Raw genomic sequence first — 14,089 nt, 5'->3', positions numbered from 1 at the left:
CCTGATCGAGGTCGGCTGCCCTGCCGGCCTGGCACCCCATGCACCTACAAGGACCAACACCGACGACAACTCCCGGAGAAACGCCATGACCAGCAACTGGCAGGAATACCAAGAACGGCAGGCCGCCGCCTTCGCAGCAGTACACGAAGCCCTCGTCGACCACACCATCGAGATCCGGACCGCCGGCCAGCTCGCGAAACTGATGCAGCGGCTGCCCGCCGACACTCCGATCACCATCGCCAGCAGCACTCGCATGGATCCGCGCCCGCCGACGGACCCCACACAGCGGCGCACCATCACCACGGCCCAAGCGATACCCCTTGATCATCCGGACAAGCTCGTCGAGGTCGACGACGGCGACGAAATTTGCGAGTCCATAGCCGTCACCCCGGCGGTTGAACTGGCCGCGGTGATCGTCGCTCACGACGCACCCGGCGTACCAGCGATGGTCGTCCCGGCACCCGCCTACGAACGCGCCGTTGACGCCTTCCGCAGCGGTGAACCGTGCGTGGCACTCGACGCCCAGGTCGAACTACTGAACTGGATGGCCAGCACGCTAGGAACCACGCACTCCACGGACTCCGACGAAGAAGACGAGGTCGACGGCGTCCGGACGTGGATCGACGATGCTGACCTGCTCGCCGCGCTTGACGTAGAAGGCGGACGCCTACAACAGGCGGCAGTCCGACTCACGGCACTACGCGCCCGCGTCGCCGATTACGAGATCGTCGCCGATGTCACCTTCGACGCCGAGGACATCGTCCGACGCGCTGCCAAGAACCCACCACCGGACGAAGAGGGGCGTTCTCCAACGACGTGACCACGCCCGGCGGCATCGAAGCGATCTCCGCGCCCATCGGAGCTCGATTCTCGGCATGGCAGGGGACTTGCGCGTTAGATAGCCGGGGCCACAACCAACGTCGAGGTCGACGGCAAGGCCACGATCGATCTCCGCCCGAGGTAGCGGTTCGGCGCCGGTGGGCACGCTGAGACGCGAACTCCGAGGAGTGCCAGCACGATCGAGTGCCTCGCGGCGACACGCCGCGAGGCACTCGACCGCGGGATGTCGATAGCCACACGGGGTGTCTCACGCGATCTTGACCGACAGGGGAATAGCCTGAGTCATCGATGTCGCACGGAAGGCCGCTGGCGGTGACAGAACGGGCGTTGATCACCAAGGCCGCATTGCGCAGGTTGCCGGCCAAGGCAGACGACGGAACTCCGTACTGCATGGATTGCCGCAGGTACGGTGAGCTCCATCGGATGGTCGCCAGCGGCGTCACAAAACATCTCCAGTGCGAAGCGTGGTCCGTGCCGACCTACACCGACTCGGACCGGCTGACTCACGCACAGATGATGGCCGGCGAACCGTGTCCCGGCTGCGGCGAGCAACTCATCTCGCTCGGTGAGTCGCCCTCGTGCACCGGCAAGGGCACGATGTATCTGAGCGTCGAGGAGCAGGCCGCCCGTACGGCTGCGGAAAAGGCCTTCAAGCAGCGGCACCCCTACTGCCACGCCGGGCGATGGAGTATGGCGGGTAGCGCGGTCAGCCATTGCGGGCGATGCTGCCCACCACCTCCGATGAGCCCCGGCCAGATCCGCCGAATCTCGGAGATCCTTCAGGGCAGTGCGGAGGAACGGGTACGAAAGGCCCGGCGCGAAGGCACAACATACAAGCACCACGAGTCGGAGCGGCGGCTGCCTGGCCGAGCCCGGCCCGTCGCTGTGGTGCTACGCGAATACAACGAGCGTCGCGCCGAGGCCCTGGCAGCCGTGAAGAGAGAAGACCGGACGTTGACACGGTCGTCGTTTCCGGATGCGGAGCTGATGTTCCGGTGGCGGATGCAGCTCGGCTGCGGCGACATCGTCGAGATCCTGACGCTTGGCGACGAGCGGCCACTGACGGACATGACATGGTCGTGGGGCGGTAGCCCGCTGCGTAAAGGGGCTTACACCTGCGCCACTCACCGGACCCCCGAGACGCCGTACCAGGCGGTGAGCCACTATCTGACCCGGTCAACGCTGGATCTCAAAGGCGACAAGGTCCTACGGCGGGAACCTGAGACGGTCGGCTACTGGACCGTGAAGCTGGAATGCGGACACCTCGACCACCAGATCACGCCGCTGAATTGGAAGCCAGCGGACGGCCATCGGCAGACGGAACCGAACGATCTCGACGCTGTCGCGGAGCGCAAGGCTCGGATGGAGCAGATCAAAGAGCATCTCGGCGTAACCGAGTACGCGCAGGCCATCCGCCGGGTCGAGCAGGGTCACCTCGAGCCGGACCCGATGACGACATGCTGGACCTGCCGATACGAGCAACCCATCGTCGCCTTCCAGCGAGTGGGTTGGCTGGTACCACCGACTCCCGTCAAGGGCAGATCAGGAGCGGACACAGCGGTCGCTCCGCGGCCGACCCGTGTACAGCTGGAGAAACGCGTAGCCGACCTCGAAGCGGAGATCGCCCGCCTGAAGCAGCAGTAGGCCAAGCCCTTCAGCCCTTGATCCCGCCCGGAATCACCCTCCTGCCGCGGGATCATCCGGGGCGACCGCGACGACCGCGTCCGCACCACGTGATCATCGTCGTGAGTGATCCCTGAGCTACACCCGAAACGTCATCTCATTCGCGACCATCTGCGGAACCACCTGTTGGTACAGCTGCCGGGTCAACCCCGCGACCCTTTCGTGGGCTTCGATCTTGTTCCGGAACGCCTGCGCCACCTCGGCGATCTCCCGCTGGATGTCCATCGGGGGCAGGGCGATGGGCAGGTTTCTGAGGCTGCTCTGGGTCAGGCTGGGCTGGACTCCCTGTTTGACCTGCTGACCAAGGAATTCCAGGACCGTCGGGTGCATCAGGTAGCAGTGGAGATAGAACGGTAGGAGGACCCCTCTCGCGGGCTCCGTGACCTGGATCCGGATCGTGGATCCGCCCATGAGCATCCCGGCTTCCCGTTGCCCGATGATGACGTGATTGATCCTCCCGCTGAGCCGGGCCAGCAGAACGTCGCCGACGGCGAGTTCATAGCGGCTCAGCCTCCGCACCGCCTCCGGGCTGATCCTGGTTCTAGGAGTGTCGGACACCCGGCCGTCGCTGATGTCGACGGTGTTGATGACCGCGATGCCTTCGGCGTCGCGGTCGCCGGCATTGAGGTCGGAGCCGCTGGGGCCGCCGTGGATGAGGCAGAGGTCGCCGAGGCGACGGTGCGTCCAGTTGTCGGGGCTGGGACTGATCAAGGGTTCCATGGCTGCAACCGATCGAGTAGGTGATCCAGGTCGAGGTCCGCGGCAACGGCCGCGTCGTCGAGCTGGCGGATTTCGGCACGGAGCGCGCTGAGGCTCGACGACCGGCTCGTCACGTCCGGGGCCGGCGGGCGAAGGTAGGTCGATGGCGTGAGGTCGTGGTCGTGCTCGCGGAGACGTTCGAGGGTGACGGAGACTGCGGCAAGGTTGCCGATCGGCTGAATCGGGCCGCCTCCGGCCTCCGACCATGCGTGGTAGAGGTCGACGATGTGCCGGCTACCGGCGTCGGTCAGGATCCGGTGGGTTCTGCCTGCGGCTCGGGTGGCCTTCTTCGCGTCGATGAGCAGGACATCGTGGTCCCGACGCTGCTCCGGGCGGCCGAGGACCCAAAGGCTGAGCGGGCTGGCCGTCTCCCGGAACATTTGCTTAGGGAGCTCGATGATGCACCGGACCACGCCTTGTTCCACCATCGCGGCGCGGATCTGCCGACTCTTGCTGGTGGAGATAGAGGTGGTACTGCTGGGCATCACCGCGACGGCTCGGCCTGCCGGTTTCAGTGCGGCCGCGATCAGCTGCAGCCAGGCGAAGTGCGCGTTGTGGCGGGGCGGCTCACCGTACGGCCAACCGGAAGACGCAATCTCCGTTGCGGACCGCCAGTCGGCCATCGTGAACGGGGGGTTCGTCAGGACGACGTCGTAGGGGCCGCCCCTGACGTCGACGACCTTGAGGTCGTCGGCCGGCTGCCCGCCGAGGTCGAGTGGGCAGCCGTGAACGGCGGTGTTCATGACAGCCAGGCGCCATGCCCGGGAGGCCAGGGCATGACCGCTGACGTTGTGTGCCAGCGACCGGTCTGCTCCGTTGTCGCGTTGGTGGTCCAGTACGGCGGCGACGATCTCGCCGGAGCCGCAGCACGGGTTGTACACCCGGTCTTCGGCTCCTGGATCAGCGAGCAGCACCATGAGGCGAGCCACGCCGTGCGGGGTGAGGTATTCGTCGTCGCTGGACTTACGGGCTTGCGCGAACCGATCGAGCAGGTGGTCGAAGGCCGCGGCGGCCGTCAACCGGCGGCCGACCCTTTCCTGTGGCGCACTCGTACCAGGCTGGACCCAGCGTTGCAGAACCTTGACGCCGGTACGGAAGCGAGCCTGCCACCACCCGTCTCGGACGATCCTGTCCAACAGTTCCGGACGGATGCCGTCGGCTGTCGGCAGGGCGGACCACACGCGGGCAAAGAGGTCTGGACTGTAGGTGTCCGCGATGGGGGTCCACTGTTTCGGAGCGATCGCCTGGACGCAGACCAGCGCCATGATCATTTCCTGGAACATGGTGCGGTCCTGGCTCGCCGTGAAGTCAGGCTCCAGGCTCTTCCACAGGTCGGCCTTGATGGCCTCGGCGACCATGTCGGGTGCCACCCTTACGTCTGAGTGGACATAGGCCAAGCCGACGGTGAGACGAAAGCGCCGGCCGTAGGTGACACCGGCCGTCTCGCCCTCTCGCCGCTCGTCGCTCTGAATCTTGCGACCGTCGAGCCACTCGGCCACTTCCTCGGCGGCGAAGAGGTCAGCGGGCACGGTCCTGACCGGGTCGGGGAAGTCCGGGTGCCGCCGCATCCAGTTGCTCACCGCCGCCCCATGGACGCCGGCCGCCTGGGCGATCTCCAGCCTGGTCATCAGACGCCGTTCGCCGGCACCGCCGACAGCATGATCAAGCGTCATCGTCCGCCCCCTTCCGCCCTTCCCTGAAGGCACGAATCAGCCGTTCCAACCGAACCGTCCGGCCGTCACTCACGATCACCCAGCCGAGAAAGCCGATGGCCAGCACCACGATCACCGCAACGGCGCTCCCCGGATCGACGAGCCCTGCCATGTCCATCAGTCTGGCAACCACGCCCGTTTCCTCCCTTGATGCGGCCCTCATGGCGTCGACGGTAAGCCGCACACCACGCGCGGGTCAGCCTCGTAGCGAGCATACGAAGCGTTCTGTTACTCGATGGCACGCAGCTGTCGCCGCGTTCGAGCCGGTCGAGCACCTTCCCTACCGACTTCGGGCAGCAGGAGGCGCTTCGACGCGTCGGCAGTGAGTTCACGTCAGGTTGCCGCAGTGAGGTCTTCGCGCAGGCGAAAGCAACAATCGTCGTATCGCTCGGCGGGTCCACGACCTCGCTCAGGGGTCGCAGCGAGGGTGACGTTGGCGCGGACACGGCCCAGACCACCACCGCAGGTCGTGGTCGTCGGCGCGCAGGATGACGGTGCCGCCCGGGTGGCCACCGCACGATCTTCGGTTGTCCTCACAAACCGTCGGTGATCAATGCGGTGGCCGTCTTCATGCCCGCGCCACGCCCAACGCCGAAGCCAAGTGACATTGGAGTTCTAAGTGATCTCTTGGGATCCGGGCGGGTACGGCGAGCTCTGCACATTCAGCCGTACGCGCCTGTGCACCTGAACCTGTACGCCGACAGGTAGCGTCGAGGAGGACTTCCCCTGGCTCGGTCAGTGCGAAGCTGGTGCTGGCGATGCCGCCGCCGGTGAATCAGCAGGCTCTGCCGCCGGTGTCGGTGGGCCGATCAAGCAGCGGCGGCGGCGTTTTCAATCGATGCAGGTAACCTGCCAGCTGCATCCCGAGAGCCAGCGTGGGCCCGGACTATCTTTGCTACAGCTCCCAGATCGTGCTGGGGTCGCTCATGGCCCGCTTCAGGTCAACGATGTTGCCGATGTCGGCGAGTGGTGACGTTCGCGCCACCTCGACGATCCCACCGACGACAGCCTGGACTGCCGCGGTGTCACCGGCCGCCAGAGCCTGGTCGAGGCTGGCGAACAGCCGCTGATGGGTGTCACGGCGATCGGCATAGACCCGGTCAAGGTAGTCCCGCAGGGCTTCCTGCGAGGCACGGATTCTCGCGGTTTCCGTCTCCCGGAGCGTCCGTAGATACTCGCGTTTGGTGCTCTCGGTCTGATAAGTCTGGAATCCATCGCGAGCAAGAACGACGATCAGGTTGAGGGCGTTCAGCGCGTCTTGGGCTCCGGCCTGGAGATCTTTAGCTTCCGGGCGCATCGGCGTGCCTTCCAGCACGTCCTTCTTCTCCGCCATGCAGCTTCCCCTCTTATGCGCGTTTGCGGTACTTGAAGATCATTCGTCCGGTGTCAGAGTCAAGGCAGGAGTCCTTGCCTGCAACGGGTGCGACAGCGACCTTCTGCACCGCTTTGACCAAGCTCCATGCCATATCAAATCGATCACCATGAATTACCACATCGAGTGGGCCGTCGTCGAGACCGTCAATAGCCTTTGACGCCCGTTCGGCAAGCCACGTGAGGGTGCGATCCTTTTCCTGCGCCTGCTCCCGCACCCCCTGAAAGAGCCGGTCGACAACATCCAGATTCTCAATGACGAAACCGAACGCCGTACGGTGCTTCTCGGCTTCGGTCATAGCCTTCTCGCCCTGCTTATACACCGCTGCGCCACCGATACCAACGGCCACCCCGACCACCGCAGCTTTACTCAGCAGGTCACCCAGAGCACGGCCACCGCCGCCCGACGCAATCGTCCCGCCACCCAAGTACGCCTCACGCGCGGCCGTCCGGGCAGCGCCATGCAGTTCCGAGGCGGCGGCCCCGGTCCCGGCGACCGCGATCCGGTTCATCCCGTCCTGCAGGAAACTCCATACGGTACGACCGGCTTGGGCTGACTGGAGCAGGCCCTGGGCCCAGCCCTCAATGTCGAGGTCGAGCTTCGGCTGCGCCATGACCTGCAAGGTGGTGGAGAACTCGACTCCGTCAAGAACGAGTAACTCGCTGACACGTACCTGCATGTTGTTTCGCACCAGGATGTCGCGCATCCGCAGGACGACGCTGTCATGGACCTGCTCATGCCTACGGCCGAACACTCGTAGCTGTTCGTTTGTCCTTTCGTGCTCGGCGAGGTGCGCGTTGTGGCGGTCTGAGTAGGCAGCCCACAGCTCCCGCACCTGCCCTTCTGCCCGGTAGCGTCGAACGCTGCCGTAGACGGCGCCTGCAGCGCCACTCACCCCGGTGACGGCTGCGGTAGCCGCAAGCATGACAGGAACAGGCCGCATAACCATCCGCGCCATCGGCGGCTCCTTCGTTCAGGTTGGTCGAACGATGCGTCCCTGTCGGGTTTGTCTCGCCAGCGGATGCTATCGCCTCGCTTAGCGCGACCCACGTTGCCGGGACCGCGGCGCCGCCTGAGGGAGGCGCTTTCCACCAGGCCAAAAACGGTTTGGTCCAGACGCCGGTCGACTGCGCCTCGGCATAGGCGTTCAGCGTCGCGAGCGCCTGCCCAGATCTTGATTGCCCACCGTTCTGCCCGGGGGTGCACGTCGAGCCCGGCCGCCCGCGTCCGAGGTGGCCCCGATGGACAGCAACGACAACCAGGCCGCCAGTTCGAGTGTCTCGACCACGTTGCCGGGCAGAATGATCTGGCCGGGACTCTCCTGCCCGGCGACGTGCACGTGATGGGCGGTCAGCTCAGATTCGAGCCAGCGGATCCGGGCGTGCAGGCGCTCGTTGTCCCGCTCCAGATCGGTCAGCTCGATCTCTCCGAGTTCCCAGCCCAGCCGCAGGTCCTCGACCCTCCCGCACACCTTCTGCTCCTCGGCGAGCTGACCGGTGAGATCGTCGATCTCGGCGTACAGCATCGTGATCTCCGCACCGACCTCCGCGAGCTTCTCGCTGGCCTCGGTGAACTCGACGCCATCGAAGCCGCCATCGCCGCCAAGACCACGGCACGCGACAAATACCGGACGGCGTTCGAGAACGGCACCATGGACGAGGAAGACACCGGCCCGCGATTTCGCGAACTCCGTACCGAGATCGAGGCCCTTAAGGCCCGCCGCGACGAGATCACCGACCTGATCAGCGACGAACCCGTCGCACCGTCGCCCAGCAACCCGCCAAGATCCGAGCCGCCTCGAACACGTGATCACCAACGGCGACTCAGCCGAGCGCAAGGCCATCATCGAAGAGCTGATCGCCGAGATACGCATCATCGGCGACGAGATTATCCCGGTGTTCTGGCTGCCGCGCAACGAGCCCGTCGGGGTGGACGCGGCGACAGCCGCTACGTCCACCGGCGACGGCAACGAACCGGATCCCGTTCGCGCAATGCCAAACCTGGTGGGCCGCCTGGGACTCGAACCCAGAACCTAAGGATTAAAAGTCCTCAGCTCTGCCATTGAGCTAACGGCCCGTAGGGCCATCAGGCTACCCGATCACCTGCCTCCGGGTTGAGGTCCGCCTGGGGCTGCGGGGGCGACAGTGACGGCGGGAGCGGACCGCCCCGGGACGGGCATTCGAAACCCCCAGGTGAAGAACCTCGGGGTACAGGACGCTCCGTCGCCGGACAGCTCCCGTGCCCGCGGGCGGCGTTGATCGGGACGGCGCCGCGGCGTTCGGGGTTGCGGCGCATGGGCTGCAGGGTCGGCCCGTCGGGCAGGGCGATCGGCGTTCGTGGGGTGTAGCCGTGACGGGCGTACAGGATGTGGGCCTCGGTGGTGGTGTCGGTCCAGGAGGGCAGGTCGATGCGGTCGAGTCGGTTGCGGTGGTGGGTGAGCATCGCCGTCGCCCGTCCCGCGCCTCGGGCGTCGGGGTGTACGGCGAGGAATGCCAGCTGGTAGTGCGGCTCGGTGGGTCGGGACTCGGACAGCAGGGTGTCGAGCTGGTCGAAGCCGTCGGCGTGAAGCCCGGCGGCGTCGAGCAATCGACTGTGGTAGTTGGCCGGTGGTGGGATGGGCCGGTAGCGGTGGAAACCGACGGTGGCGGCGCTCAGGTCGTCGGTGACGTGGATGTCGCCGTAGAACATGGCGTGCTCCACCCAGATCGCCGCTACCTCGGTGAGGATGCGGCGCCGGTGGGTCGTCTCGGGGACAAGCCAGGCAGCCAACGGGTCAGGATGCAGGGCGTCGCCGATGAGCGCGGCGACCTTGTCCTTGTCGGTCCAGCGGGCGGCGCGGATGCGAGCAGTGGCGTCCATGGGGATTCCTTCGTCTTTGCGGTACTGGGTGGGAGTTGCCGCGTGGTTGGCGACGCGGTCATCCGGGCGTATTGGTGGTGCTCGTGCGGGTGTGGGCGCAGAACAGCAGGTAGTCCTCGACACGGCCGGTGCGGGGCTGTTGGCCCTGCAAGAGCTGGAAGTGGGCGCGTTCGTGGGCGAGGACCTCGCCGGTGGTGGGGTGCAGGATGAGCAGCCCGCGGACAATGCCGTTCTCTCGGGTGGCGCTGACGCCGACACCGGTGCGGCCGGCGCGGTCTCGCACCTGTGGGTGGTAGGTGAGCCCTTCGGTGTCGGTGAGCAGGGCGAGGATGGCGGTGCGGGCGTCGCGGTCGGGTGTGCGCCAGGTGGTCAGGCCGGCAATGGCGTCTAGGACCGCCGGCGCGCCGAGGAACGGGGGCGTGATACTGGCGATCTGCTCGGTGAGTCCGGCGGGGTCGGCCGCGACCGGGCCGATGCTCCCGTCGAGCGCGCCCGCCGGGTAGGTCTCGTCGGTGGCGGGTTGCGGGCCGGGTGAGTGGCGCAGGCTGATGGCCCGTCCGGAGCCGTTGTCGGCGCGCCAGTACCGATGCTGGAAGACCACGACGCTGCTGGTCGCGTGTCCTGCGTCGATGTGGGTGTCGGCGGCCCATTGCTGCATCTGCACGAATGAGAACCGGCCTGGGACGTCGCAGCGAGCCTCGGCGGCTACCTGAGGAAGCACGTGGGCGGCTGGCTGCGGTGCGGGGAGGGCGGTGGGTGGCGTCGCGGCGGTCCGCGCAGCGAAGGCGCGCAGCTCGGCGGCGGTCAGCGGCGCGGGGATCTCACATGGAGCGGCACTCGTTGGGGCGGGCGAGGTGACCTGCCAGCGGCTGCTCTCCGACGCGGGGGTGTGAGTGGCAGCCCATACGGGCACGAGGGCGGCAGCGGCGAGCAGGCCCAGCACGCACAGCGCAGCAGCGATCCTGACGGCGGGCCGCCGACGCCAGCGGGCCGGCAGATCCGTGGACATCGCGGGTGGGTGAGGTGGGTGGATCACGGTCGATAGCTCCGGAAATCTGTGATGGGGGTCAGCGGTAGGCGGCGGTGGCGAGGTCACCGACGGCGGCGTCGACCGCGGCGGTGATGTCGCGTACCGGCCGGTAGTGCTGCTCGGCGATCGCCCGCAGCTGAGCGGTGACGGCGTTGGTGTCGTCGAGGTATAGGTGGGTGGCGAGGCCGAGGACGGCGACGAGGCCGGCAAGGGCGGCGGTGTGGTTGTCGGGCGGTTCGCGTCCGGCGGCGAGGTACCGCAGCCGGGACCTCGCTACGACCGCCCATTTGCTGTCGGTGGCGAGGTAGACCTCGGTGCGGGCGAGCCCGCCGAGGCGGCGTCGGCTGGTGCGGTGCAGGATCCCGCCGGCGTGCAGGCCGGCGCGGGTGCGTTCGTACAGGTCGTCGGCGGCGAACCATGGCAGCCATCCCCGCAGCGTCGGGGCGGGATTGGCGTAGCGGACCGAGGTGATAGCGGTGTCGGCGATGAGGTCGCCGACGGGCCGATCGAGGCGGAGCCGGAGCCGCTGGTCGGCGGCCGGGCGGGTGTCGTCGTTCGGGTCGTCGAGGGTGATCCGTCCGGCCAGGTACAGGTCGGTCAGGACCGCGCCGGCCATGCCGAGGGCGAGGGCTTGGCGGTGGATGTGGGGTTGGCCGGTGTCGTCGTTGTGGCCGAGCAGGAACAGTTCGTCGCGCAACGGCAGCTGCGGAATCGACGCGGTCATCGCGGCGGCTCCTCCCGCAGCCCGGCCACATGCTGCCGCAGCCGGGCGTGTACCCCCGTGTAGGCGGCGGTCGGGTCCGGAAGCAGCGTCTTGTCCACGGCGGCGAGGACCGTGTAGTTCGGGTCGCACACGTTGCCGATCGGCGCCCTGCCAGCCTGCGAGATCAGTTGGTAGGCGTCGAGCTCTTCCAAACCGGTGAGCGTGCTGGCCCAGGCCACCAGGTCGCGGTGGGCGATCCGGTAGGCATCCTCCAGAGGCCGGGCACAGCCAATCGACATGATCGACGTGTCGGTCTCCAGCCGGGGCCACACCGTCGGGGTGCCCTTGATGACCTCGATGGCCAGGGTGGTGGTCGTGGCGATCTCCACCCCGACGCCGCAGCCTTCGCCTTCGCCTTGGCGGGCGTGTCCGTCGCCGAGGGCGAGCATCGCCCCGTGCACGTTCACCCCCAGGTAGAGAGTCGTGCCGGCGCGCAGCTGCGGGGTGTCCAGGTTCCCGCCGTGCATGTCGGGGACGATCGTGGAGCGGGCCTCGAACCCACCGGGCGCCACCCCGATCGTGCCGATCATCGGGTCCAGCGGCAGGTCGACGGTGTGGTCGCTGGCCGTGGCGTGGAAGCGGACCGTGCCGGCGTGCCGGTCGATGTCGTACACCCACACCCGCTCATCCAGCGGCGGCTGCAGGGTGGCGGTGTGGGACGTACCGGTCAACGCCCCGAAGTGCGGGAACGTCGAGGACACACCCCAGTCGCGGGCGGGGGTGATGGCGGCGAGATGGACCGCGAGGGTGTCGCCGGGCTCGGCGTCCTCAACGAAGAACGGTCCGGACACCGGGTTCAGGTACGGCATGCGGCACACCTGCGACGGCAGGTCCGCCGGCCCTCGCACGAGACCACCGAAGCAGTCCTCGGTGAACACCTGCAGCACGTCGCCGGAGCGAACGTGGGCCACCGGCATCCGCCCGCCGAAGGTGTAGGCCAGCTCGTCGCGGGCGGGACGGTAGGTGATCGTGTCCATGGCGGTCACACCCGTTCCACGTGGCGGGCGAGCGGCTGCGCGGGCGCCAGACCCGACAGGGCGGGCCGGCGGCCGGCCAGGTAGAGGCCGGCGAGAACGACCATGCCCAGGGCGAGCCAGGCCAGGCCGAGGCGCTGCGCGGCGATGTTGGCGTTGACCACCACGTAGGCGAGGATCGCGAACCCGATACCGGGCATGACCAGGTGCGCCCACCAGTTCCCGCTGCGCTGACGGATGAGGTGGTGCACCACCACGGAGACGTGCAGGACCAGGAAGGCGACCATCGCCCCGAAGTTGATCAGCGACGACAACACGGTGATCCCGTCGGCGCGGGTCGCCATGTACAGGCCGAGCACCAGGGACACGGCGCCGGTGAGCAGAGTGGCGTTGATCGGCACGTTCCAGCGGATCGACACCTTCGCCAAGAAGGCGGGCAGTTGCCGGTCCGGGGCCATCGCATACAGCAGCCGGGACGTGGCGACCTGGGCGACCATCGAATTCGGCAAGCCCCACGCGATCGCCGTCGCGATCGCGCACAACGTCGCCAGCCAGCCTCCACCGGCCACGGCTGCGGCGTCGTAGAAGGCGGTGCCGTTCACATCGCCCTCCGCGAGGAGGGTGCCGGGGTCGGGGACGAGCATCGCGGCCAGCCACGTCTGGGCGATAAACAGCACCCCGGCCAGGACGAGGACGGCGGCCATGGCCCGGCCGATCTGCCGGGAACCGCCCTTGGTCTCCTCGGCCAGCATGGAGATGCCGTCGAAGCCCAGGAACGACAGCACCGCGATCGACACCGCCCCCGCCACCAGGGACCAGGTGAACGTGTCGGCGTTGTAGAACGCCTCCCAACTGAACCGGCCCTGGCCCGAGGCGAGAGCCCAACCGGCGACAGCCAGGAAGACCGCCAGGACGATCAACTCACCGACCAGCATCACCCGGGTCACCATCGCGGTCATCCGAATCCCAACCGAGTTGACAACCGTGTTGACCGCGACGAAGCCGAGCAGCCACAACCACACCGGCACCGCCGGCACGGTGGCGTGCATCGCCACCGACGCCACCAGATACAGCAGACCCGGCACGAGAACGTAGTCCAGCAGGATCACCCAGCCGGCCAGGAAACCGACCGGCGCGCTGATACCCCGACCCGCGTAGTTGTAGACGCTGCCCGACATCGGGAACGCCTTCACCATCTGCGCGTACGAGAACGCGGTGAACACCAACGCCACCACACCCACCGCGTAGGCCAGGGCCACCATCCCGCCGGAGCCGGCGTACACGCTGCCGAAGATCGCCATCGGCGCGATCGGCACCATGTACACCAACCCGTACGCGACCAGGTCCCGGAACCGCAGCCGCCGGGCCAACTCCTGCCGATAGCCGTAACGCTCAAGCTCGCTCTCTTCGTACACCTAGGAACCTTTCTCAAGCACAATAGTTTGATGAATTCCGTCGACCCGAAAAAGAAGCGCCGACAGGTCATCGTCGATAGTTGTGACCATCGACAATCGCGTGCTTCCCGAGTCAGAGCCAGCCCCACGGTGGCCGGCCACCATGAGTTCCCTCAGCGGTGGGGGCCGCGATGCGCCTCAGATCTTCGGCGCCACCGTTCGGCGCGCATCACTTCTCGTACGCGAGCCCCATCAGACCCCGTGGAATGTCGAGTCTTTCGGCGATCCGTTCGAGCACGTCATAAGAGGTGACTCGCTGGCGCCCCTGAATGACCGCTCGAACCTGGTTCTCGGTGGTTCCGGTGGCTGCGGCGATCGCCGCCTGGCTCCACCCCCGCGATTTCAGGAAGCGGAACAAGGAGCCGATGTCACGCTGACGCAGCAGTTCGGCAAGCGACCGGCCCCCGAGATGCCCGTCGATCCACCAGCTCGGATCGGTCTGGCCGTAGGCTCGCCACTCCGGATACCTCGTGGTCTGCGCCCCGATCGCAGCGGTCGTGGTGGTGCTGGTGTTCATGGCCCTCGTGGTCAAGGCGTCCTCCCCGAACGTGCTGTGATGCCAACGCGAGAGCTGCTGCAAGTCGGCTTCTGGGATGACAGAAGTGCGGCTTACTTGCGTTCAACCGCGCCCACAATCCGATCG

At 67.2% G+C, this 14,089-nt stretch carries 15 protein-coding genes and 1 tRNA gene; 3 read left to right on the top strand and 13 right to left on the bottom strand.

The features are described from left to right. Window positions 1–85: 85 nt before the first annotated feature. Both O7634_RS10715 and O7634_RS10710 read left to right on the top strand, forming a co-directional pair. A complete protein-coding gene (locus O7634_RS10715; protein WP_278149978.1) occupies window positions 86–820 on the top strand; it encodes a hypothetical protein in 735 nt (244 codons plus the stop codon). A 308-nt stretch (window positions 821–1,128) separates the two neighbouring features. Further along, the gene (locus O7634_RS10710) at window positions 1,129–2,484 is read left to right on the top strand and encodes a hypothetical protein (RefSeq protein ID WP_278149977.1); all 1,356 of its coding nucleotides are present in this window, start codon (window positions 1,129–1,131) and stop codon (window positions 2,482–2,484) included. Between the two features lie 117 nt (window positions 2,485–2,601). Here the strand turns inward: O7634_RS10710 and O7634_RS10705 are convergent, their stop codons facing one another. From O7634_RS10705 to O7634_RS10680, 6 genes are all read right to left on the bottom strand, one after another. After that, on the bottom strand, window positions 2,602–3,243 hold the full coding sequence (locus O7634_RS10705) for a restriction endonuclease subunit S (protein WP_278149976.1): 642 nt from the start codon (window positions 3,241–3,243) through the stop codon (window positions 2,602–2,604). Then, complete coding sequence (locus O7634_RS10700) at window positions 3,231–4,955, bottom strand: N-6 DNA methylase (RefSeq protein ID WP_278149975.1); 1,725 nt, start codon at window positions 4,953–4,955, stop codon at window positions 3,231–3,233. Before O7634_RS10700 ends, O7634_RS10705 begins: the two co-directional genes overlap by 13 nt. Continuing rightward, window positions 4,945–5,127 carry a hypothetical protein gene (locus O7634_RS10695; RefSeq protein ID WP_278149974.1) on the bottom strand — a complete coding sequence of 61 codons (183 nt, stop codon included), beginning with the start codon at window positions 5,125–5,127 and terminating at the stop codon, window positions 4,945–4,947. The genes O7634_RS10700 and O7634_RS10695 overlap by 11 nt, the downstream gene beginning before the upstream one ends. A gap of 762 nt (window positions 5,128–5,889) precedes the next feature. After that, window positions 5,890–6,327: a hypothetical protein gene (locus tag O7634_RS10690; RefSeq protein ID WP_278149973.1), complete on the bottom strand. Its 438-nt coding sequence runs from the start codon at window positions 6,325–6,327 to the stop codon at window positions 5,890–5,892. A 13-nt stretch (window positions 6,328–6,340) separates the two neighbouring features. Further along, on the bottom strand, window positions 6,341–7,324 hold the full coding sequence (locus tag O7634_RS10685; protein WP_278149972.1) for a hypothetical protein: 984 nt from the start codon (window positions 7,322–7,324) through the stop codon (window positions 6,341–6,343). 189 nt (window positions 7,325–7,513) lie between these two features. Then, the gene (locus tag O7634_RS10680; RefSeq protein ID WP_278149971.1) at window positions 7,514–8,179 is read right to left on the bottom strand and encodes a hypothetical protein; all 666 of its coding nucleotides are present in this window, start codon (window positions 8,177–8,179) and stop codon (window positions 7,514–7,516) included. On the opposite strand from O7634_RS10680, the gene O7634_RS10675 reads away from it, so the two are divergent. Beyond that, on the top strand, window positions 8,172–8,402 hold the full coding sequence (locus tag O7634_RS10675; protein WP_278149970.1) for a hypothetical protein: 231 nt from the start codon (window positions 8,172–8,174) through the stop codon (window positions 8,400–8,402). The two genes, O7634_RS10680 and O7634_RS10675, sit on opposite strands and share 8 nt — an antisense overlap. Here the strand turns inward: O7634_RS10675 and O7634_RS10670 are convergent. The 7 genes from O7634_RS10670 to O7634_RS10640 form a co-directional block, all read right to left on the bottom strand. Then, a tRNA-Lys gene (locus tag O7634_RS10670) sits at window positions 8,368–8,442 on the bottom strand. The genes O7634_RS10675 and O7634_RS10670 overlap by 35 nt on opposite strands. Window positions 8,443–8,451: 9 nt before the next feature. Then, window positions 8,452–9,225, bottom strand: coding sequence for a GNAT family N-acetyltransferase (locus O7634_RS10665; protein ID WP_278149969.1), 774 nt, complete (start codon window positions 9,223–9,225; stop codon window positions 8,452–8,454). 58 nt (window positions 9,226–9,283) lie between these two features. Then, window positions 9,284–9,883, bottom strand: coding sequence for a hypothetical protein (locus O7634_RS10660; RefSeq protein WP_278149968.1), 600 nt, complete (start codon window positions 9,881–9,883; stop codon window positions 9,284–9,286). 409 nt (window positions 9,884–10,292) lie between these two features. Next, entirely contained in the window at window positions 10,293–10,979 is a 687-nt protein-coding gene (locus tag O7634_RS10655; RefSeq protein WP_278149967.1) for a GPP34 family phosphoprotein, read from the bottom strand. Next, on the bottom strand, window positions 10,976–12,004 hold the full coding sequence (locus O7634_RS10650; protein ID WP_278149966.1) for an acetamidase/formamidase family protein: 1,029 nt from the start codon (window positions 12,002–12,004) through the stop codon (window positions 10,976–10,978). The genes O7634_RS10655 and O7634_RS10650 overlap by 4 nt, the downstream gene beginning before the upstream one ends. Further along, the gene (locus tag O7634_RS10645; protein ID WP_278149965.1) at window positions 12,001–13,407 is read right to left on the bottom strand and encodes an APC family permease; all 1,407 of its coding nucleotides are present in this window, start codon (window positions 13,405–13,407) and stop codon (window positions 12,001–12,003) included. The genes O7634_RS10650 and O7634_RS10645 overlap by 4 nt, the downstream gene beginning before the upstream one ends. 208 nt (window positions 13,408–13,615) lie before the next feature. Then, complete coding sequence (locus O7634_RS10640) at window positions 13,616–13,963, bottom strand: helix-turn-helix domain-containing protein (protein WP_278149964.1); 348 nt, start codon at window positions 13,961–13,963, stop codon at window positions 13,616–13,618. Between the last annotated feature and the right edge of the window lie 126 nt (window positions 13,964–14,089).

This window comes from Micromonospora sp. WMMD1120, assembly GCF_029626235.1.
Classification (GTDB): domain Bacteria; phylum Actinomycetota; class Actinomycetes; order Mycobacteriales; family Micromonosporaceae; genus Micromonospora.
Note: the sequence above shows the minus strand (reverse complement) of the source record. Positions and strands in the feature narration are given on the sequence as shown.

What these genes read in the sequence shown, in the direction of transcription:
- O7634_RS10715 (WP_278149978.1), top strand. Translation starts at nt 86, where the DNA reads ATGACCAGCAACTGGCAGGAATACCAAGAACGGCAGGCCGCCGCCTTC.
- O7634_RS10640 (WP_278149964.1), bottom strand. Translation starts at nt 13,963, where the DNA reads ATGAACACCAGCACCACCACGACCGCTGCGATCGGGGCGCAGACCACG.
- O7634_RS10690 (WP_278149973.1), bottom strand. Translation starts at nt 6,327, where the DNA reads ATGGCGGAGAAGAAGGACGTGCTGGAAGGCACGCCGATGCGCCCGGAA.
- O7634_RS10665 (WP_278149969.1), bottom strand. Translation starts at nt 9,225, where the DNA reads ATGGACGCCACTGCTCGCATCCGCGCCGCCCGCTGGACCGACAAGGAC.
- O7634_RS10685 (WP_278149972.1), bottom strand. Translation starts at nt 7,324, where the DNA reads ATGGCGCGGATGGTTATGCGGCCTGTTCCTGTCATGCTTGCGGCTACC.
- O7634_RS10710 (WP_278149977.1), top strand. Translation starts at nt 1,129, where the DNA reads ATGTCGCACGGAAGGCCGCTGGCGGTGACAGAACGGGCGTTGATCACC.
- O7634_RS10700 (WP_278149975.1), bottom strand. Translation starts at nt 4,955, where the DNA reads ATGACGCTTGATCATGCTGTCGGCGGTGCCGGCGAACGGCGTCTGATG.
- O7634_RS10655 (WP_278149967.1), bottom strand. Translation starts at nt 10,979, where the DNA reads ATGACCGCGTCGATTCCGCAGCTGCCGTTGCGCGACGAACTGTTCCTG.
- O7634_RS10660 (WP_278149968.1), bottom strand. Translation starts at nt 9,883, where the DNA reads ATGCAGCAATGGGCCGCCGACACCCACATCGACGCAGGACACGCGACC.
- O7634_RS10705 (WP_278149976.1), bottom strand. Translation starts at nt 3,243, where the DNA reads ATGGAACCCTTGATCAGTCCCAGCCCCGACAACTGGACGCACCGTCGC.